Here is an 18,555-nt window from a genome sequence, read left to right on the forward strand (position 1 = left end):
GGTTGCCCGGCCCGTATATTCGCCATAACCGGCACACACGACGCGATACGGAAAAATGGGAGCAGTCGTGGAGATCCTCGCATTCGGCGTGCAGTCCGACGAGAAGCCCCTCATGGAGAAGGCGTTCGCGGGCCATCACGAGGTCCGCTGCCTGGACGTCTTCCTCAACGAGGACACGGCCCCCATCGCGGCCGGCTACGAGATCATCTCCACCAGCGTCAACGCCACCCTGAACAACCGCGTCCTGCAGACCCTCGCCGCCGGCGGCACGCACCTGATCGCCCAGCGCTCCACGGGCTTCAACAACATCGACCTCGAGGTCGCCGAGCGGCTCGGCCTGACCGTCGCCCGCGTCTCGTACTACTCGCCGTACGCCGTGGCCGAGTTCGCCTGGACCCTCGCGACGGCCGTCAACCGCCGCATCGTCCGCGCCTCCAACCGCACCCGCGACTTCGACTTCAGGCTCGACGGGCTGATGGGCCGCGACCTGCGCGGCCGCACCGTAGGCGTCCTCGGCACCGGCAAGATCGGCGAGGCGTTCACCCGGATCGCCCACGGCTTCGGCATGAAGCTCCTCGGCTGGGACATCGTCGAGAACCCGGCCTGCGTCGAACTCGGCATGAAATACGTCGACAAGGAGCGCCTCTTCACCGAGGCCGACCTGATCAGCCTGCACGTACCCCTGCTCCCCGCCACCGAGCACATCGTCGGCAGCGCCGCCCTGCGCACCATGAAGGACGACGCGATCCTGGTGAACTCCAGCCGCGGCGGCCTCATCGACACCAAGGCGCTCGTCTCCGAGCTGCGCGAGGGCCGCTTCACGGGCGTCGGCCTCGACGTGTACGAGGCCGAGGCCGGGCTCTTCTTCCTCGACAAGTCGCTCGACGTCGTCGAGGACGACACCCTGGCCCGCCTCGTCACCTTCCCGAACGTCCTGGTCACGTCCCACCAGGCGTACTACACCGTGGACGCGGTGAGCCAGATCATCGAGACCACGGTGGCCAACGTCCTCGACTATCAGGCGGGCCGGCGCTCCGAGAACGTCCTCGTGCCCTCCGCGCCCAAGACCTGACCCAGCAGCTCCCGCACGACGTCCGCCCCGCGCAGCGACAGCACCGACTCCGGGTGGAACTGCACCCCCGCCACTGCATTTTTCGGCGCGCCTCCGGCACGACCCGGCCCGCGCAGCGCGTGCACCTCGCCGCTCGCCGCGTCCCGGCTCACCTCGACGCCGTGCGCGGCCAGCTCCCTCGCCGCGTCGTCGTCGCAGCGCGCCACGAAGCTGTTGTAGAAGCCGACGGTCTCGGCCCGCCCGAACAGATCGACGTCCGTCTGCGCGCCCTGGTACGGCACCTCCTTGCGGACGATCTCAAGCCCCAGCTCGGCCGCGATCAGCTCATGGCCGAGGCACACGCCGAGCACGCCGTGCCGGTGATCACGCAGCACCTCGGCGGTCAGCGCGCGCAGGAAACGCATCTTGGGGTCCGTCTCGTCGGAGGGGTTGCCAGGCCCCGGGCCCAGGACGACGGGGCCCTCGTGGGCGAGCACGGCGTCCCGCAGCCCCGGCTCGTCGTAACGCCGCACGGAGACCGTGAGGCCCGACGACCGCAGCAGATGCGCCAGCATCGCCGTGAACGTGTCCTCGGCGTCCACCACGAGCGCGTGCCCCTCCAGGGCCGCCGCCTTGTCCTGCATCCGCAGCCAGAACGGCGCCAGCGCCGCCCGCCGCCCGTCGAGCGCCGCCTGCACCCGCGGATCGTCGGCGAGCGCGGGCCGCACGCCCTCGCCGCGCGGCCGCCCGGGCCGCACCCCCAGCGCGGCCAGCACCCCGGCAGCCTTCGCGTGCGTCTCCTGGACCTCGCTCGCCGGGTCGGAGCCGCGCACCAGGGTCGCCCCGACCGGCACCCGCAGCTTCCCGCCCGCGTCGATGTCGGCCGTACGGATCAGGATCGGGGAGTCCAGGGTCTGCGCCCCGCCCGCGTCCCGCCCGACCAGAGCGAGCGCGCCCGCGTAATAGCCGCGCCCACCCACTTCGTGCCGCTCGATCACCCGGCAGGCGTTCTGCACCGGCGAGCCCGTGACAGTCGCCGCGAACATGGTCTCTTTCAGCACCTCGCGCACATCCAGCGAGGACCGGCCCCGCAACTCGTACTCCGTGTGCGCGAGATGGGCCATCTCCTTCAGGCGCGGGCCGATCACGACCCCGCCCATGTCGCCGACGGTGCACATCATCTTGAGCTCCTCGTCGACGACCATCGACAGCTCCTCGATCTCCTTGCCGTCGGCGAGGAAATCCAGCAGGTGCTCGGGCGTCGGGCCCTCGGCCGGGTAGCGGTACGTGCCGCTGATCGGGTTCATGACGACCGTGCCGCCGGACATCCGCACATGCACCTCAGGGCTCGCCCCGACCAGTGTCCTCTCGCCGGTGTGCACGACGAACGTCCAGTACGCGCCCCGCTCCCCGGCGAGCAGCCGCCGGAACAGCGCGAGCGCGTCCGCCCGACCGAACCCGCGGATCGCGCCTTCGTACGTCCGCCGGATCACGAAGTTCGCGCCCTCGCCCTGTCCGATCTCCTCGCGCAGGACCCGCTCCACGATGTCCGCGTACGCGGCGTCGTCCACGTCGAAGCCCCCGTCCGACACGCGGACGTCATGGGCCGGCAGCTGCGCAAGGACGTCGGCCAGCGGCAGCTCGTACGTCTGGTCGGGGGTCAGCACCGCGAGCGGGGTGCCGTCGTCGCGGACGTCGAAGCCGCGCTCCCTGATCTGCCGGAACGGCACGAGGGCGAGGCCCTCCGGGATGTCGGCGAGTCGCTCGTAGGTGTTCACGGGGCCGACCAGGAGTTCCACGATGTCGTGGTCGTGGCCGGGTGCGCGGCGGCGCAACAGGGCGAAGGGACGGTCGTCGTGCAGCAGCTCGGACAGATCCATGGCGTGTGATTCCTCTTCCGGACTCCGGTTGCGGAGAGGAACGGCCAGGTCCCGGAAAACACTGAAGGCCGCCCTCGGGCGGCCTTCGCTTCGCTGTACGCGCAGTCAGTGGGCCGCTGGGTGAGCGGTCCACCACCAGTTACGGGTCGTGTGCGCGAACATGAGCGGCACCCTACCCGATGGGCAGCTCATCTGTGGACGACGCGTCTCAAAGGGTGAGCGGTCGGCTGAACCGCTCACCCGACCCCGTAATGTTGAGGATGTGACCGTGAACGCTAAGACCAGCGCAAGCGCTGGCAACACCTGGCGAGACCTGCCCGCGGCGCAGCAGCCCGAGTACCCCGATGCCGAGGCTCTGCGCGATGTGATCGCGGAGCTCGAGTCGTATCCGCCACTCGTCTTCGCGGGCGAGTGCGACCAGCTGCGCGCCCGACTGGCTGCCGTCGCCAAGGGAGAGGCGTTCCTCCTCCAGGGCGGCGACTGCGCCGAGGCCTTCGACGCCGTGTCGGCCGACCACATCCGCAACAAGCTCAAGACGCTGCTCCAGATGGGCGCCGTCCTCACGTACGCGGCCTCCGTGCCCGTCGTGAAGGTGGGCCGTATCGCGGGGCAGTACTCCAAGCCGCGCTCCAAGGGCACCGAGACCCGCGACGGCGTGACCCTGCCGACGTACCGCGGCGACTCGGTCAACGGCTTCGCTTTCAACGAGAAGGCCCGCATCCCGGACCCCGAGCGCCTGAAGCGGATGTACAACGCGTCCGCCTCCACGCTCAACCTGGTGCGCGCCTTCACCACCGGCGGCTACGCCGACCTGCGCCAGGTGCACGCCTGGAACCAGGACTTCGTGAAGTCGTCCCCGTCCGGCCAGCGCTACGAGCAGCTCGCCCGCGAGATCGACAACGCGCTGAACTTCATGCGTGCCTGCGGCACCGACCCGGCCGAGTTCCAGACGGTCGAGTTCTACGCCTCCCACGAGGCGCTGCTCCTCGACTACGAGTCGGCGCTGACCCGCGTGGACTCGCGTACGGGCAACCTGTACGACGTGTCGGGCCACATGGTGTGGATCGGTGAGCGCACCCGTCAGCTCGACGGCGCGCACATCGAGTTCGCCTCGAAGATCCGCAACCCGATCGGCATCAAGCTCGGCCCGACGACGACGGCCGAGGACGCGCTGCAGTACATCGAGCGCCTCGACCCCGACCGCGAGCCCGGCCGCCTGACCTTCATCGTCCGCATGGGCGCCGACAAGGTCCGCGACAAGCTCCCGGAGCTGGTCGAGAAGGTCACCGCCTCCGGCGCGACCGTCGCATGGATCACCGACCCGATGCACGGCAACACCTACGAGGCGGCCTCGGGCCACAAGACCCGCCGCTTCGACGACGTGCTCGACGAGGTCAAGGGCTTCTTCGAGGTCCACAAGGGCCTCGGCACCCACCCGGGCGGCATCCACGTCGAGCTCACCGGTGACGACGTCACCGAGTGCGTGGGCGGCGGCGACGAGATCTTCGTCGACGATCTGCACCAGCGCTACGAGACGGCCTGCGACCCCCGCCTGAACCGCAGCCAGTCTCTCGACCTGGCGTTCCTGGTGGCGGAGATGTACCGCGACCAGTGATCCTGCAGTACATCGCCGTGGGGCGCGGATCACATCGATCCGCGCCCCACGGCACTTTTGTGCTCCCCGCCCGGCGGGTAAGGTTAGGTTAGCCTCACCGTTCATTGGGGCGGGAGCAAGGAACCGGTCCTGATCGCTGGGAGGTGAACCGCGTGTACGTCTGCAACTGCTTCGGTGTGACCGAGGACCAGGTCAAGAAGCACGCGGACGGCGGTGCGTGCACCCCCCGCCAGATAGCGTCGGCCTGCAAGGCCGGCACCGACTGCGGCTCGTGCGTACGGCGCATTCAGGCGCTGCTCGGCCGTGGGAGCTGCTCGCGCCGCGAGCTGGTCGAGCAGGGAAGGCCCGTCCTTACGTCCGACCCGAGAGCCCTCGTGGACCTTTCGGACGCCGCCTGAGGCTCCGCCTGGGTACGTGCGGCGGCTAGCTGTCCGGCTGCTCGATCTGCTGGGCCAGGTACAGCGCCTCTCCGAGACTCTCGATCAGCTCCAGCTGGGTGTCGAGGTAGTCGATGTGGTGCTCCTCGTCCTCCAGGATGTCCTCGAAGATCCGCGCCGACGTCACATCGCCCTTGGCCCGCATGACGTCGATACCGCGCTTGAGGCGGTCGATCGCCTCGACCTCGACCTGACGGTCGGCCTGGAACATCTCCGTGACGGTCTGTCCGACCCGTACGTGGAAGAGCCGCTGGTAGTTCGGCAGGGCGTCGAGGAAGAGAATCCGTTCGGTCAGCCGGTCCGCGTGCTTCATCTCGTCGATGGACTCTGCGCGGGTGTACTTCGCGAGCTTGGTCCAACCGTTGTTGTCCTGGATCCGGTAGTGGAGCCAGTACTGGTTGATGGCCGTCAGCTCGCCCGTGAGCTGCTCGTTGAGGAATTCGATGACCTCGGGGTCGCCCTGCATCGCAGAGGCTCCTTCCACGTGGTGGACTCGGCAGATTTTCGCGCATCCTCGCATCGGCACCGAAAACCGTCCAGTAAGTGCACGCTTAGTAGGAGTTGCCCTTTTCGGAGGTGGCCGGGCTCTCGCTGGTCACGGCCACTGCCTGGGGTCTGTCAGGATGGAGGCATGGGTCAGCCGGTGGGTCGCGAGTCTGGGGGAGCAGTGCAGTCGGAGCTTCCACCGGGACAGCGTCTCCAGCGTGGCTGGCCGGTCACCCACTACGGCCCGGTTCCCAAGTTCCGCCCCGAACGCTGGGAGTTCAGGGTCTTCGGCGCCACCGCCGACGGGGACAAGCGCTGCTGGACCCACGAGGAGTTCTCCGCCCTGCCGTACGGCACGGTCGTGGCCGATCTGCACTGCGTCACGAAGTTCAGCATGCTCGGCGCGGAGTGGGGCGGCGTGCCCGCCGCGACGATTCTCGAGCTGGCGCCGCCCGCGCCCGCCGTCACCCATGTGATGGTCTGGGCCGAGTACGGCTTCAGCGCGAATCTCCGCCTCGAGGACTTCGCCGCCGACCGCACGATCTTCGCCACCCACAAGGACGGTGAACTCCTCACCGCGGAACACGGCTTCCCGCTCCGCCTCGTCGTGCCCCATCTGTACGCCTGGAAGGGCCCGAAGTGGGTCCGCGGCATCGAGTACATGACGGCCGACCGCCGCGGCTTCTGGGAGGAGCGCGGCTATCACAACGTCGGCGACCCCTGGCGGGAGCAGCGCTACTCGTACCAGGAAGAGCCCGGGGACGGCCCCGAGCTCTGAGTCCTGGCTCTCCTGTGCCGAGTGCAGGCCGTCAGTGGTGGTACTGGTGGACCACCGCGTGGCCCTTGCCGCGGCCGATCATCCACTTGTTGACCGGCGTGGTCACCACGAAGGCGATGGCCAGTGAGACCGCGAGCGCGGCCCAGAACAGGCCGTCCGACAGATGGGCGTCCATCGCGCTCGGCCACAGCGCGATCACGCCGTTGTCGATCAGCTCCATGACGGCGATGGACAGGGTGTCCGCGGCGAGCGCGACCCGGAGCGCGGTCCTGAAGCCGACGCCGGCCTTCAGGACACTGCGCAGCGTGAGCGAGTAGCCGAAGAAGAACGCGAGCGCGATCGCCAGGATCATCGTCGGCATGTTGCCCCAGCCGAACGCCGTGCCGATCACCATGCCGAGGACCTCGCCGATGGCGCATCCCGTGAGGCAGTGGAGCGTCGCCTGCGCGGCCATGGACCAGCTGACCTTGCCGAGGCCGTGCCCGGCGTGGGTGTGCCCGGAGTGCTCGTGCTGTTCGTGCTGTTCGTGATCTGTGTGCTGGGTGTGCTGGGTGTGCTGGTCGTGGTGCGCGTGTTCGGCGTGCGTCTCGTGCTGCATGAGTTCCCCCAACGTCAGAGAGCGGTTCCTGTCGCCGACAGGAACCGTATACCCCCTGGGGGTATTCCTCAAGTGATCTCCCAGCCCTCCTAGCCCTTCCGCAGCTCCTTCAGACGGGCCACGTCCGTCGCGTGGCCCACCTTGCCGCCGGGCGTCTCGATGATCAGCGGCACGTTCTCGGTCGCCGGGTGGGCCATCAGCGCGCGGAACGGCTCGGCGCCGATGTGGCCGGAGCCGATGTTCTCGTGGCGGTCCTTGTGCGCCCCGGCGACGTCCTTGGAGTCGTTGGCGTGGATCAGCTTGAGGCGGCCCTCGCCCACGGTGTCCACCAGCAGGTCCAGGGTCTGGTTCATGCCGGCGAGGCCCGTCAGGTCGTGGCCCGCCGCGAAGATGTGGCACGTGTCCAGGCAGACACCCAGCTTCGGATGCGCGTCCAGCGCGTCGAAGTACGGCCCGAAGTCCCAGGTCCGCGAGCACAGCGAAGAGCCCTGGCCCGCCGTCGACTCCAGGAGGAGGTACGGGTCGTCGTCATGGGTCAGCTCGTCGAGGAGCGGCAGCATCCGCTCACGTACCTGCGCGAGCGCCACCTCACGCCCACGGCCGCCGGTCGCCGAACCCGTGTGCACGACGACGCCGAGCGCGCCTATCTCCCGGGCCCGGCGCAGCGAGTGCCGCAGCGACTCCACGGACTTCTCCACGGTCGCCTCGGTGTGCGAGCCGAAGTTGATCAGGTAGGGCGCGTGGACGTACGCCGGGATGTCCTCGGCGGCGCAGGCCGCGCGGAACGCCTCGTCCTGTTTCGGATTGCCGGGCGGCGTCGCCCAGCCGCGCGGGTTGGCGACGAAGACCTGGACGGTCTCGGCGCCGAGCTCGCGCGCGTACGAAAGCCCTACGGAGGCCAGGCCGCCGGCGACGGGGACATGGCCGCCGACCGGGTTACGGGATGCGGTGTCGGTGCTGCTCACTCGTCAAGGGTGGCACGCGCGCGTGGCCGTCCCGTCAGCGGATCTGGATGGTGACCGTCGACCCCTTCGGGGCCTTGTCGCCGCCCTTGACGGACTGCTTCTTCACGGTGTCGCCGAAAATTCCGAGCAGACCGCGGTCGTTCTCGACAGCGAAGCCGAGGGCCTCGAGCTTCTGGTGGGCGTCGTCGACGCTCATGCCCACGACGTCGGGGACCTCGACCATGACCGGGCCCTTGGAGATCGTCAGGGTGACCGTGTCCCCCTCGCCGAGCCGCTTGCCCTCCACGGGGGACTGCCGGGCGACGCTGCCCTTGTCCTCGTCCGAGTACGCCCGCACCGTGTCGATCTCGGCCTTCAGGCCCACGTCCTGCAGGTCGGCGATGGCGTCCTCCTCGGATTCGCCCGTCACGTCCGGGACGTCCACCGGGCCGCCCCTGCTGACCACGAGCGCGATGGCCGAGCCGGTCTTGCGTGTGGTGCCGGACTCCGGGTCCGTGGCGATCACCGCCCCCTTGGGAACGTTCTCGTCGAACTCCTTGGTGACCATGCCGGACTCCAGGCCCGCGTCCTTCAGCCGGCGCTCGGCCTTCCCGAGGGGCGTGCCCTGGAGGTCGGGGACCTTCACGGTCTCCGGGCCCAGGGACACCGTCAGATCCACCGCGCCGTTGTCCCGGATGCGGGCGCCCACCTCGGGGTCGCTGGCGATCACGGTGCCGCGCTTCACGGTGTCGCTGTACGAGCGCTTGACGTGCCCGAGGTCGAGACCGGCCTGGTCCAGACGCTCCTTGGCCTGCGTCTGCGTCTTGGCGAGCAGCGGCGGGACCTTCGTGAACTGGCCCGAGTTGATGTACCAGACGCCCGCGCCGAGGCCGAGGGCGAGCAGCACGGCCGCGACGGCCGCGAGCGCACCGCGCCGCGGACGACGCCTCCGGGAAGGGGCGGGCGGCGGGGGCGGCGTCTCGAAGCGGCTCGTGCGGTTGAGCTCCGCCTGCGGGTCCTGGTCGTCGGCGGGCAGCGGGAGCTGTACGTCCCTGGTCCGCAGCGCCCGCGGGATCACGCTCGTACGGTCGTCGGAGATGTCACGGTCCCCGAGGTCCTCGGGGCGTGCGGCCGGCGGCACCGTGTCGAGCTGCGCGTCCGTGAGAGCGGCCCTGGCCGCCCTGGCCTGGGCGAGCAGCGCCACCGCGTCGTACGGCCTGAGGTCGGGCGTGCGCGCGGTCGCCGAGGCGACGAGCTCGTCCAGCTCCGGGGGCAGGCCGGGAACGGACGCCGACGGAGGCGGCACGTCCTCGTTCAGGTGCTGGTAGAGGACCTGGGCGGGGGAGTCGCCCGAGTGCGGCTTGGAGCCCGTGAGCATCTCGTAGAGCACCACCCCGCACGCGTACACGTCGACGCGGGGGTCCGCGGTGCCCGACTCGATCTGCTCGGGGGCGAGGTAGGAGACGGTTCCGAGGACGGCGCCCGTCGTGTTCGTGATGGTGTCCACGGCCCGTACGAGGCCGAAGTCCGCCACCTTCACGCGGCCGTCGTCCCCTATGAGGACGTTCTCCGGCTTCATGTCGCGGTGCACGAACCCCGCGCGGTGCGCGGCGCCGAGCGCGGCGAGGACCGGCTCCAGGATGTCGAGCGCGGCACGCGGCCGCAGTGCCCCGCGGTCCCTCAGGACGTCCCGCAGGGTGCAGCCCGCGACGTACTCCATCGCCAGATATACGTACTGGCCGTCCGCGCCCTGGTCGAAGACCCCGACCACATTCGGGTGGGAGAGCCGGGCGACCGACTTGGCCTCGCGGATGAAGCGCTCGACGAACGAGACGTCGGCGGCGAGGGCCGGGTGCATCACCTTGAGCGCGAGCACGCGGTCGAGGCGGGTGTCCACGGCCCTGTAGACCGTGGCCATCCCGCCGACCGCGATGCGTGCGTCGACGCGGTACCGGCCGTCGAGCACCTGCCCGACGAGAGGGTCCTGAAGGGTCGTGTCCACGCAGGCGAGTCTACGAGCAGCCGCCGACACCCGGCTCCGCAGTCGTCCGCAGGCGGCCGTACTGCAGCAGAGCTGTAACCGTGCTGTACGGCCCTCAGAACGCGGGCCGCTCCGGGTCGAGCCTGGCCATCCCGGACACCGGCGACGAGGCCTCGGCGAAGTGCCTGCGGGGGATACGGCCCGCCCGGAACGCCAGCCGCCCCGCCTCGACCGCGTGCCGCATGCCCTCCGCCATCAGGGTCGGCTCCTGTGCGCGGGTGACCGCTGAGGCGAGCATCACACCGGCGCACCCCAGCTCCATCGCCAGCGCCGCGTCGGACGCCGTCCCGGCGCCCGCGTCCAGGATGACCGGCACGCGCGCGTGCTCGGTGATCAGCTGGAAGTTGTGCGGGTTGCGGATGCCGAGCCCGGAGCCGATGGGGGAGCCGAGCGGCATGACCGCGGCACAGCCCACGTCCTCCAGCTTCCGCGCGAGCACCGGGTCGTCGTTCGTGTACGGCAGCACGGTGAAGCCGTCGTCGACGAGGATCTCCGCCGCGTCCAGGAGCTCGATCGGGTCGGGCAGCAGGGTGCGCTCGTCCGCGATGACCTCCAGCTTGACCAGGTCCGTGCCGAGCGCCTCGCGCGCGAGGCGGGCGGTCAGGACGGCCTCACCGGCGGTGAAACAGCCCGCCGTGTTCGGCAGCACCTGGATCCCCAGCTTCTCCAGGACGGAGAGCACGGAGCCCTGCACGCTCGCGTCCACGCGCCGCATCGCGACGGTCGTCAGCTCCGTGCCGGACGCGACGAGGGAGCGTTCCAGGACGTCGAGGCTGGGCGCCCCGCCCGTGCCCATGATCAGCCGGGACGAGAAGGACGTACCGCCGATGACCAAGGAGTCGTCAGCCATGGGTTCAGCCTCCCTGGACCGCGGTGAGGACCTCGACGCGGTCCCCGTCCGTGAGTGCGGTGACGGCCCACTGGGTGCGCGGAACGACGGTTTCGTTGAGTGCGGCGGCGACACCGGACGGCGCTCTGGTCAGTGCAGAGACGAGGACGTCGAGCGTGGTGCCCGAGGCGACCTGGCGGCCCTCGCCGTTCACGGATACGTGGGTGACGGACACGGTCATACGGACTGCTCCACAGAGACGGGTGCGGGGACGGCGCCGAAGCGCCGCGGGGTGAAGGGGCGGGCCACTTCGGGGAGTTCGCCGGTGGCGAGCACGTGGGCCATGGAGTCGCCGGTGACCGGCGTGAGCAGCACGCCGTTGCGGTGATGGCCGGTGGCGAGCAGCAGGCCCGGCAGTGCGGTCGGGCCGAGGATCGGGGCGTTGTCGGGGGAGCAGGGGCGCAGGCCCGCGCGGGTCTCCGTGAGCGGCAGCTCCGTGATGCCGGGCACCAGCTCGTGGGCGTCGCGCAGCAGCTCGTAGACGCCGCCCGCGGTGACCGTCGTGTCCCAGCCGAGCTCCTCACTGGTGGCCCCGACGACGAGCTCGCCGTTGACCCGGGGCACCAAGTAGAGGTTGCCGCCGCGCACGACGGCGCGCACGGTGCGACTCAGGAACGGCGCGTACACCTTCGGCACGGTCAGGCGCAGCACCTGCCCCTTCACCGGGCGCACCGGCGGCAGCACGTCGTCCGGGACCCCGGCGAGCCTGCCGCTGAGGCTGCCGCCGGCGAGGACGACCTGGTCCGCGTCGAGCCCGGTGCCATCGGCGAGGACCACGCCGCGCGCGCCCTCGCGGACGACTGTCAGCCGCTCGGCCCACTGCCGGTGGAACCGCACCCCGGCCAGCTCGCAGGCCGCGACAAGGGCCTTCGCGAGGCGTCTCGGGTCGATCTGGTGGTCACCGTCGACGCGCAGGCCGCCCCGCACGGACGGGGCCAGCATCGGTTCGAGGCGCCGGCACTCACGGCCCGACAGCCACTCCGAGTCCAGGCCCGACTTGTGCTGGAGGGCGTGCAGTTCCCGAAGGTGCGCGCGGTCGTCCGAGTCGAGCGCGACGGCGAGGGTGCCGCACGCGCGGTAGCCGAGGTCGAGCCCGGTGGCCTCGGAGAGCTCGGCCGCGAACGCCGGATAGCGGCGCGCGGACTCCACGTTGAGGCCGAGGAGGGTCTGTTCGGTCTCTCCGTAGTGCAGTTCGGTGACAGCGGCGAGCATCCCGGCCGCCACCTGAGCGGCCCCGCCGCCCGGTTCGGGGTCCACGACCGCGGTGCGCAGCCCGTGCTGCGCGGCCCGCCACGCGGTGACGAGACCGATGATCCCGCCGCCCACGACCAGGACGTCGGAGCCTTCTATAGTACGCGACATGGGCGTCCAGCCCCTCCCTTCGCCGGCATGACCCGGATCAGGTTCGTACGGTCGGAGGCCGTCCCAGCCTCCCTCTCAGCCCGGTACGCCCGGGCTCCCGCGAGTGCTTTACGGTGGCCACCCTAAACCGTCCCCGCGACCCTCAGTAAGGGAGCCCGCCCGCATGGCCCGCTCGCTCGACGGACTCGTCCTCGCCCCGGTCGCCGACCAGGCTCCAGGTCAGGTGGGTACGCGGACGCGGTTCACGTACCACGAGGAGGACGGCCGGATCTGGGCCGAGTACGCGGGCGGGGACGTGGTGCGCGGCCACCTCGTGGGCACCCGTGAGGGCGACCGGATCGACTTCAGGTACGTACAGCTGAAGACGGACGCGACGACCTCTTCCGGGCACTGTGTCTCGCTCGTCGTGGACCTTCCCGACGGGCGGGTGCGGCTGGACGAGACGTGGGAGTGGGAGTCGCAGGCGGGCAGCGGGACGAGCGTCGTCGAAGAGGTCCCCGGCGCCTGACGGCGCGGGCGCGGGCGGTCCCGGCGGTCAAACCCGCGGCCGGTGTGGAAGACGTCACGGGACCGGAGTGACGCTGCCCGCTGACTGACTGAACGTCAGGTGCATATGGTGATCCGGTGAGCGAGCAGACCGAGAACCAGGCACCGGTGCCCCAGGCAGGGCGGCACGTCGTCATCGTCGGCGCCGGGATGGCGGGGGTCCAGACCGCCGTGGCCCTGCGCGAACAGGGCTTCACCGGCGCCGTCACGCTGATCGGCGCCGAACCCCACCAGCCGTACGACCGGCCCCCGCTGTCCAAGGCCGTCCTGCTCGGCAAGGCCGAGGGGTCCGCCTTCGACGTCGACTTCGAATCACTCGACATCACGCTCGAACTGGGCCGCGAGGTCACCGGCGTACGCCCCGCCGAGCACACCCTCGACACCGCCACCGGACCCGCCCCCTACGACGTCCTCGTCCTCGCGACCGGCGCCGAACCCATCAGGCTGCCCGGCACGGAGGACATCCCGGGTGTCCATCTGCTGCGCACGCTCGACGACGCCGAACGCCTGCGCCCCGTCCTCGCCGCGCAGCGCGACATCGTCGTCGTCGGCGCTGGCTGGATCGGCGCCGAGTTCGCCACCGCGGCCCGCGAGGCCGGATGCGCGGTCACCGTCGTCGAGGCGGCCGAGCGACCGCTCGCCGGGGCGCTGCCCGAGGAGGTCGCCGCCCCCATGTCCGCCTGGTACGCGGACGCCGGGGCAAAACTGCGCACCCACGCGCGCGTGGAGCACGTCGAACCCGGTGCCGTCCTCCTCGACGACGGCACCCGGGTGCCCGCCGGAGCCGTGGTCGTCGGCATCGGGGCCCGCCCCGCCACGGGCTGGCTCACCGGCTCCGGCATCACGCTCGGCGCCCACCGCGAGGTCGTGGCGGACGACCGCCTGCGCACCTCAGAACCCGATGTGTACGCAGTCGGTGACTGCTCGTCCTTCCCTTCGGGCCGGTACGGCGAGCGCCTGATGGTCCACCACTGGGACAACGCGCTCCAGGGCCCCCGTACGGTCGCCGCCAACATCATCGGCGAGAGCCCGGCGACGTACGACCCCGTGCCGTACTTCTGGTCGGAGCAGTTCGGCCGCTTCGTGCAGTACGCCGGACACCACGCGGCCGCCGACAGCACCGTGTGGCGCGGTGACCCGCAGGGCGCGTCCTGGAGCGTGTGCTGGCTGCGCGAGAGCCGTCTCGTCGGCGTCCTCGCCGTGGGCCGCCCGCGTGACCTGGCGCAGGGGCGCAAGCTCATCGAGTCGGGCGTCCCGCTGGACCCGCAGGTCATCAGCGACCCGGCCCGTCCCCTGAAGGCCGCCGTCGTGTGAACGCCCCGTGCGGGTGAGGGCCTTTTGCGCGGCCGCGTTTCCCACTGTCAGTCCGGGATGGCACGCTTGTCCTGTGACCGAGATTGACGCAAAGATCGATGCTCTCGTCCCCGAGTGGCTCACCCTCCCCGACATCGCCGAGCAGTTCGGCGTGGAGGTGACGCGTGTGCGGCAGCTGGTGAAGGAAGGCCAGGTGATCGCCGTACGCCGTGGTGAGAACAGGGCGCTGCACGTGCCCGCCGCCTTCATCGACGGCGACAAGGTCGTCAAGGGCCTCACCGGGACGCTGACCCTGCTCAGGGACGACGGCTTCAACGACGAAGAGATGCTCGAGTGGCTCTTCACCCCCGACCCGACCCTGCCGGGCACCCCCGCGCAGGCGCTGAGCGAGAATCGCGGCACGGAGGTGAAGCGCCGCGCCCAGGCGCTCGCCGTCTGACCTGACAACCGTCCGGCGTGCGGGCCGCGCTCACCGCGGCCCGCGCGCCACCGACCACGGGGGGACTCACCCATGGCCATGGCCGCCACGCAGCGCGCCCAGCTCGCCGACGCCCGGCTGTACCTGTGCACGGACGCCCGCAAGCGCCAGGGCGACCTCCCCGAGTTCCTCGACGCCGTCCTGGCGAACGGCGTGGACATCGTGCAGCTGCGCGACAAGGGCATGGAGGCGGGCGAGGAGCTGGAGCACCTGGCCGTCCTCGCCGACGCCGCCGCCCGCCACGGCAAGCTGTTCGCGGTCAACGACCGTGCGGACGTCGCCCACGCCGCCGGCGCCGACGTCCTGCACCTGGGCCAGGGCGACCTGCCGGTCGCCGCCGCCCGCGCCGTCCTCGGTGAGGACGTCCTGATCGGCCGCTCCACGCACGCCGACACGGAGGCCGCCGCGGCCGCCGTCCAGGACGGCGTGGACTACTTCTGCACCGGCCCCTGCTGGCCGACCCCCACCAAGCCCGGCCGGTACGCACCCGGCCTCGACCTGGTGCGTTACACCGCCTCGCTCGGCACGGACCGCCCCTGGTTCGCGATCGGCGGCATCGACGCGGGGAACCTGGACGAGGTGCTCGAAGCGGGCGCCCGCCGCGTCGTCGTCGTCCGTGCCATCACCGAGGCGGACGACCCGGGCGCGGTGGCGGCCGACTTTGCGAAGCGGCTGCGTACGGCCTGACCTCCCCGGACGCGCTCCGTCAAGACGTGTGTCCGCAGGGTGGACGGGGATTAGGGACAGGGCGCTCTCGTGGCTAACCTGCCCATATGGCCCTTGGCACCGCTTCCACCAGGACTGATCGCGCACGCACCGTGCGCGACATGCTCGCGACCGGCAAGACGACCTTCTCGTTCGAGTTCTCGGCGCCGAAGACCCCGAAGGGTGAGCGGAACCTCTGGAACGCGCTGCGCCGGGTCGAGGCCGTCGCGCCCGACTTCGTCTCCGTGACGTATGGGGCCGGCGGTTCCACCCGCGCCGGCACGGTCCGCGAGACGGAGCAGATCGTCGGCGACACGACCCTGACCCCGGTCGCCCACCTCACGGCCGTCGACCACTCCGTGGCCGAGCTGCGCAACATCATCGGCCAGTACGCGGACGCCGGCATCAGGAACATCCTCGCCGTGCGCGGAGACCCGCCCGGCGACCCCATGGCCGACTGGGTCGCACACCCCGAGGGTCTGACCTACGCCGCCGAACTGGTCCGGCTCATCAAGGAGTCGGGCGACTTCTGCGTCGGCGTCGCGGCCTTCCCCGCGATGCACCCGCGCTCCGAGGACTGGGACTCCGACGTGCGCCACTTCGTGGACAAGTGCCGGGCGGGCGCGGACTACGCGATCACCCAGATGTTCTTCTACCCGGAGGAGTATCTGCGGTTGCGCGACCGGGTCGCGGCGGCGGGTTGCGACACCCCCGTCATCCCGGAGATCATGCCGGTCACGAGCGTGCGCATGCTGGAGCGGCTGCCGCAGCTCAGCAACGCCACGTTCCCGCCCGCCCTGAAAGAGCGCATCCTCACAGCCAAAGACGATCCGGCGGCTGTACGCTCCATTGGCATCGAGTTCGCGACGGAGTTCTGCGCGAAGCTGCTGGACGAGGGCGTTCCGGGTCTGCACTTCATCACGCTCAACAACTCCACGGCGACACTGGAGATCTACGAGAATCTGGGCCTGCACGACCAGCGGGCCTGACCCGGCCGTATTCCACCAGGGGCGGCGGCCGTACGAGAGGGGCGTACATGGGCTGGACGGTCCTCTACATCGCGTTCGGAATCGTCGCGTTGTGGCTGCTCGGTGAGGTACTGCTCCAGTACAAGGCGCGGCTGCGCTACCGGCTGCTCGCCTTCGTCGGGTTCGTGGGCGTCGTCCTCGGTGTGCTGATCCCGTCGGTGATCGTCATCGGGATCGGCGCCATCACGTTCGCCGTCGGCCAGACGTACGTGACGCTGTCGTTCCGCAGGGGATTCTCCACGGGCTGGGCGCTCGGCGGGAACCCCGGCGCGAGCAAGCGGCGCAAGATCAAGGAGCCCGTCCACCAGGACCCGACCCTCGAGGTCTCCGATCTGGAGTACGAGTCCGACGTCCCGGACACCTCCGGCGCCCCGGAACCCGAGTCCGCGGCCGAGGTGACGTCGGTCTACGCGCCGCAGCCGATGCCCGACGACACCGGCCAGTACGGCGTCTACACCCCGGCAGCCGCACAGACGGACTCCGCCGCGCAGGGCTACGCCTACGACGCGTACGCGGGCTACGACCAGCAGCAGTACGGCTACGACAACGGCCAGCAGCAGTACGCCGCCTACTCCGACCCGTACATCGGGACGCAGACCTACCCGGCGCAGCCCCAGTACGACGACGCGTACGGCACGGGACAGCAGTACGGCGACCCGTACGCGGCGGGCGGCTACGGCATGGAGACGCCGCCCGGCGGGGTCTGGGTGCCCCAGCAGCGCACCGGCGACGACCAGCACCAGCAGTACGGCGGCGAACTGCCCCCGGAGCAGCCCTATCCGTACGAGCAGAACGGCCAGGGCGGTTACGACGGCGGCTCCGGCTACAACGACCAGCAGCAGTACCGCTACTGAACCCGGCGGGCGCCGTCCGTCACTGCGAGCCGCGGAAGTCCGGGCCCTCCACGATCAGCCCGGCCGCCAGCGCGCCGGACATCCCCGCGTGCGGCAGCCCGCCGCCGGGGTGTGACCAGCCGCCGACGGCGAACAGGCCCGGAACGAGCGTGCTGTTCGATGGGTGCAGGAGCCGGCCGGAGGCCGCGGCCAGGGCCGGTGCGGGCACCGAACCGCCGTCCGCGCCCGTCGCGTCGGCGACATCCGACGGGGTGCGGACCTCGTGCCACAGCAGACGGTCGCCCAGCCCTGGGACCGCCTGCCCGGCTGCGTCCATGACCCGCTCCACGTCCGCGTCCGTCACGCGCGCGCCGCGCGCCACCGTGACCACCAGGGTCACCGCCTCATGGTCCGCGTCCGGCACCACCGAGGCGTCGTCGGGACGAAGCACCGTGACCGTGGGCCGCTCCGCCACCGCCGTGCCTCCGTCGAACAGTGAGGCCAGCTCGGCTTCCCGGTCCGCGGCGTGCACGACCGTCCGGTGCGGGGCGTCGCCGGGACGCGCGCCGCGCAGCGCCAGGAACACCGTCAGCCTGCTCGGCAGCGCCGACTGCGGCGCCACCGAGTCCTCGGCCCTGAGCGCCCGCCCCGGCAGCAGCTCGTCGAGGACGCCGGGCGCCACGCCGGCGACCACGAAGTCGGCCTCCACGACCCGGCCTTCGGCCAGCTCCACGCCCGCCGCCCGGCCGTCCTTCTCCACGATCCGCGCCACCGGCGCGTCGAACTCGAACGCGACCTTCCGCTGAAGGCAGCGCTCGTACACGACCCGAGCCAGCTCCCGCATCCCGCCGCGCACCGCCCAGGTGCCGAAGGTCTGTTCCATGTACGGCAGCACGGCCGCGCTCGCCGGGGCCGTACGCGGATCGAGGCCGGACGCGAGCGCGTACTGCTCCAGGACCGCGACGAGCCGCGGGTCCCCGCCCAGCTCGAGAGCGGCGACCTCGCAGAGCGTCGTCGCCGACAGGTCCTTGCGCAGCATCCTGCGGCGGACCACCGCGGGGTACGGCTCGCGGTCCGCGAGGATCCGCCAGTTCGGCCACAGGGGCTCTTCGAGGAGCGGGCGCCGGGTGCGGTCCCAGGCCTCACGCGCCCGGTTCATGAACGCCGACCAGTGCGCGCCCGAGCCCTCGCCGAGCGCCGCGTCCAGGGCGTCGGCGATGCCCGCGCGGCGCGCGTTCGGCAGGTCCACCGCCGTGCCGTCCTCGAAGACATGCCGCACGGCGGGCTCCACCTGGGTCAGCCCGACCGCGTCCTCCAGCGGTTGCTTGCCCGTCTTGATGAACAAGTCCCGGTAGACCGCGGGCAGTTGGAGCAGCCCCGGGCCCGTGTCGAACGAGAAGCCGTCCCGGGCGAAGCCGCCGAGCGCCCCGCCGTATGTCGACGCGCGCTCGTACACCGCCACCCGGTGGCCTGCCACGGCCAGCCGGGCAGCGGCCGCCATCGCGCCCATCCCGGCGCCGATCACCGCAATCCGTGCCATGACGGCGACTTTATCCGCCCCCACCGACAC

General features: G+C 71.1%; 20 protein-coding genes and 1 riboswitch. Of the genes, 10 read left to right on the forward strand and 10 right to left on the reverse strand.

All coding sequences use genetic code 11. The features are described 5' to 3' along the window. Positions 1-67 precede the first annotated feature (67 nt). Complete coding sequence (locus OG758_RS33875; protein WP_326713399.1) at positions 68-1,072, forward strand: 2-hydroxyacid dehydrogenase; 1,005 nt, start codon at positions 68-70, stop codon at positions 1,070-1,072. Here the strand turns inward: OG758_RS33875 and OG758_RS33880 are convergent. Next, positions 1,018-2,931: an anthranilate synthase family protein gene (locus tag OG758_RS33880; protein ID WP_326713400.1), complete on the reverse strand. Its 1,914-nt coding sequence runs from the start codon at positions 2,929-2,931 to the stop codon at positions 1,018-1,020. The genes OG758_RS33875 and OG758_RS33880 overlap by 55 nt on opposite strands. Before the next feature lie 105 nt (positions 2,932-3,036). Next, entirely contained in the window at positions 3,037-3,123 is an 87-nt protein-coding gene (locus tag OG758_RS49135) for a trp operon leader peptide (protein ID WP_366123194.1), read from the reverse strand. A gap of 70 nt (positions 3,124-3,193) precedes the next feature. Here OG758_RS49135 and OG758_RS33885 point away from each other — a divergent pair, with 70 nt between their 5' ends. Then, positions 3,194-4,546, forward strand: a complete 1,353-nt coding sequence (locus OG758_RS33885; RefSeq protein WP_266565162.1) for a class II 3-deoxy-7-phosphoheptulonate synthase — start codon at positions 3,194-3,196, stop codon at positions 4,544-4,546. A gap of 143 nt (positions 4,547-4,689) precedes the next feature. Further along, positions 4,690-4,944, forward strand: coding sequence for a (2Fe-2S)-binding protein (locus OG758_RS33890; RefSeq protein ID WP_326713401.1), 255 nt, complete (start codon positions 4,690-4,692; stop codon positions 4,942-4,944). A gap of 25 nt (positions 4,945-4,969) precedes the next feature. Here the strand turns inward: OG758_RS33890 and bfr are convergent, their stop codons facing one another. Further along, positions 4,970-5,449: a bacterioferritin gene (gene bfr / locus OG758_RS33895; RefSeq protein WP_116502549.1), complete on the reverse strand. Its 480-nt coding sequence runs from the start codon at positions 5,447-5,449 to the stop codon at positions 4,970-4,972. Between the two features lie 165 nt (positions 5,450-5,614). Here bfr and OG758_RS33900 point away from each other — a divergent pair, with 165 nt between their 5' ends. Beyond that, a complete protein-coding gene (locus OG758_RS33900; RefSeq protein WP_227294259.1) occupies positions 5,615-6,247 on the forward strand; it encodes a sulfite oxidase-like oxidoreductase in 633 nt (210 codons plus the stop codon). Positions 6,248-6,278: 31 nt separating this feature from the next. On the opposite strand, the gene OG758_RS33905 is transcribed toward OG758_RS33900, so the two are convergent. The 6 genes from OG758_RS33905 to thiO all read right to left on the reverse strand — a co-directional run bounded on the left by OG758_RS33905 (position 6,279) and on the right by thiO (position 12,081). Then, a complete protein-coding gene (locus OG758_RS33905; protein WP_326713402.1) occupies positions 6,279-6,845 on the reverse strand; it encodes a DUF4396 domain-containing protein in 567 nt (188 codons plus the stop codon). Positions 6,846-6,934: 89 nt separating this feature from the next. Beyond that, on the reverse strand, positions 6,935-7,810 hold the full coding sequence (locus OG758_RS33910; RefSeq protein ID WP_326713403.1) for a deoxyribonuclease IV: 876 nt from the start codon (positions 7,808-7,810) through the stop codon (positions 6,935-6,937). Between the two features lie 34 nt (positions 7,811-7,844). Next, the gene (pknB, locus tag OG758_RS33915) at positions 7,845-9,791 is read right to left on the reverse strand and encodes a Stk1 family PASTA domain-containing Ser/Thr kinase (RefSeq protein ID WP_326713404.1); all 1,947 of its coding nucleotides are present in this window, start codon (positions 9,789-9,791) and stop codon (positions 7,845-7,847) included. Between the two features lie 94 nt (positions 9,792-9,885). Continuing rightward, a complete protein-coding gene (locus tag OG758_RS33920) occupies positions 9,886-10,680 on the reverse strand; it encodes a thiazole synthase (protein ID WP_116502554.1) in 795 nt (264 codons plus the stop codon). Positions 10,681-10,684: 4 nt separating this feature from the next. Further along, positions 10,685-10,900: a sulfur carrier protein ThiS gene (thiS, locus tag OG758_RS33925; protein ID WP_326713405.1), complete on the reverse strand. Its 216-nt coding sequence runs from the start codon at positions 10,898-10,900 to the stop codon at positions 10,685-10,687. After that, positions 10,897-12,081, reverse strand: a complete 1,185-nt coding sequence (gene thiO / locus OG758_RS33930) for a glycine oxidase ThiO (RefSeq protein ID WP_326713406.1) — start codon at positions 12,079-12,081, stop codon at positions 10,897-10,899. Before thiO ends, thiS begins: the two co-directional genes overlap by 4 nt. Continuing rightward, a riboswitch (TPP riboswitch) is annotated at positions 12,079-12,192 on the reverse strand. (Overlaps the previous gene by 3 nt.) Positions 12,193-12,244: 52 nt before the next feature. On the opposite strand from thiO, the gene OG758_RS33935 reads away from it, so the two are divergent. The 6 genes from OG758_RS33935 (at position 12,245) to OG758_RS33960 (ending at position 17,006) form a co-directional block, all read left to right on the forward strand. Next, complete coding sequence (locus OG758_RS33935; protein ID WP_266565179.1) at positions 12,245-12,589, forward strand: hypothetical protein; 345 nt, start codon at positions 12,245-12,247, stop codon at positions 12,587-12,589. Between the two features lie 116 nt (positions 12,590-12,705). Next, positions 12,706-13,941, forward strand: a complete 1,236-nt coding sequence (locus tag OG758_RS33940) for an NAD(P)/FAD-dependent oxidoreductase (protein ID WP_442810367.1) — start codon at positions 12,706-12,708, stop codon at positions 13,939-13,941. 73 nt (positions 13,942-14,014) lie between these two features. After that, positions 14,015-14,380: an Rv2175c family DNA-binding protein gene (locus OG758_RS33945; protein ID WP_116502558.1), complete on the forward strand. Its 366-nt coding sequence runs from the start codon at positions 14,015-14,017 to the stop codon at positions 14,378-14,380. Between the two features lie 78 nt (positions 14,381-14,458). After that, positions 14,459-15,106 carry a thiamine phosphate synthase gene (gene thiE, locus OG758_RS33950; protein WP_326716129.1) on the forward strand — a complete coding sequence of 216 codons (648 nt, stop codon included), beginning with the start codon at positions 14,459-14,461 and terminating at the stop codon, positions 15,104-15,106. Positions 15,107-15,192: 86 nt separating this feature from the next. Next, positions 15,193-16,113 (forward strand): methylenetetrahydrofolate reductase [NAD(P)H], encoded by a 921-nt coding sequence (metF, locus tag OG758_RS33955; protein ID WP_266565183.1) that lies wholly within the window; start codon positions 15,193-15,195, stop codon positions 16,111-16,113. 47 nt (positions 16,114-16,160) lie between these two features. Next, positions 16,161-17,006: a hypothetical protein gene (locus tag OG758_RS33960; RefSeq protein WP_326713407.1), complete on the forward strand. Its 846-nt coding sequence runs from the start codon at positions 16,161-16,163 to the stop codon at positions 17,004-17,006. Between the two features lie 19 nt (positions 17,007-17,025). On the opposite strand, the gene OG758_RS33965 is transcribed toward OG758_RS33960, so the two are convergent. Further along, complete coding sequence (locus tag OG758_RS33965; protein ID WP_326713408.1) at positions 17,026-18,525, reverse strand: phytoene desaturase family protein; 1,500 nt, start codon at positions 18,523-18,525, stop codon at positions 17,026-17,028. Positions 18,526-18,555 lie beyond the last annotated feature (30 nt).

Source organism: Streptomyces sp. NBC_01474, from assembly GCF_035918215.1.
GTDB lineage: Bacteria > Actinomycetota > Actinomycetes > Streptomycetales > Streptomycetaceae > Streptomyces > Streptomyces aureus.

What these genes read in the sequence shown, in the direction of transcription:
- OG758_RS33960 (WP_326713407.1), top strand. Translation starts at nt 16,161, where the DNA reads ATGGGCTGGACGGTCCTCTACATCGCGTTCGGAATCGTCGCGTTGTGG.
- thiS (WP_326713405.1), bottom strand. Translation starts at nt 10,900, where the DNA reads ATGACCGTGTCCGTCACCCACGTATCCGTGAACGGCGAGGGCCGCCAG.
- OG758_RS33920 (WP_116502554.1), bottom strand. Translation starts at nt 10,680, where the DNA reads ATGGCTGACGACTCCTTGGTCATCGGCGGTACGTCCTTCTCGTCCCGG.
- bfr (WP_116502549.1), bottom strand. Translation starts at nt 5,449, where the DNA reads ATGCAGGGCGACCCCGAGGTCATCGAATTCCTCAACGAGCAGCTCACG.
- OG758_RS33900 (WP_227294259.1), top strand. Translation starts at nt 5,615, where the DNA reads ATGGGTCAGCCGGTGGGTCGCGAGTCTGGGGGAGCAGTGCAGTCGGAG.
- metF (WP_266565183.1), top strand. Translation starts at nt 15,193, where the DNA reads ATGGCCCTTGGCACCGCTTCCACCAGGACTGATCGCGCACGCACCGTG.
- OG758_RS33880 (WP_326713400.1), bottom strand. Translation starts at nt 2,931, where the DNA reads ATGGATCTGTCCGAGCTGCTGCACGACGACCGTCCCTTCGCCCTGTTG.
- OG758_RS33965 (WP_326713408.1), bottom strand. Translation starts at nt 18,525, where the DNA reads ATGGCACGGATTGCGGTGATCGGCGCCGGGATGGGCGCGATGGCGGCC.
- OG758_RS49135 (WP_366123194.1), bottom strand. Translation starts at nt 3,123, where the DNA reads ATGAGCTGCCCATCGGGTAGGGTGCCGCTCATGTTCGCGCACACGACC.
- thiO (WP_326713406.1), bottom strand. Translation starts at nt 12,081, where the DNA reads ATGTCGCGTACTATAGAAGGCTCCGACGTCCTGGTCGTGGGCGGCGGG.
- OG758_RS33935 (WP_266565179.1), top strand. Translation starts at nt 12,245, where the DNA reads ATGGCCCGCTCGCTCGACGGACTCGTCCTCGCCCCGGTCGCCGACCAG.
- thiE (WP_326716129.1), top strand. Translation starts at nt 14,459, where the DNA reads ATGGCCGCCACGCAGCGCGCCCAGCTCGCCGACGCCCGGCTGTACCTG.
- OG758_RS33905 (WP_326713402.1), bottom strand. Translation starts at nt 6,845, where the DNA reads ATGCAGCACGAGACGCACGCCGAACACGCGCACCACGACCAGCACACC.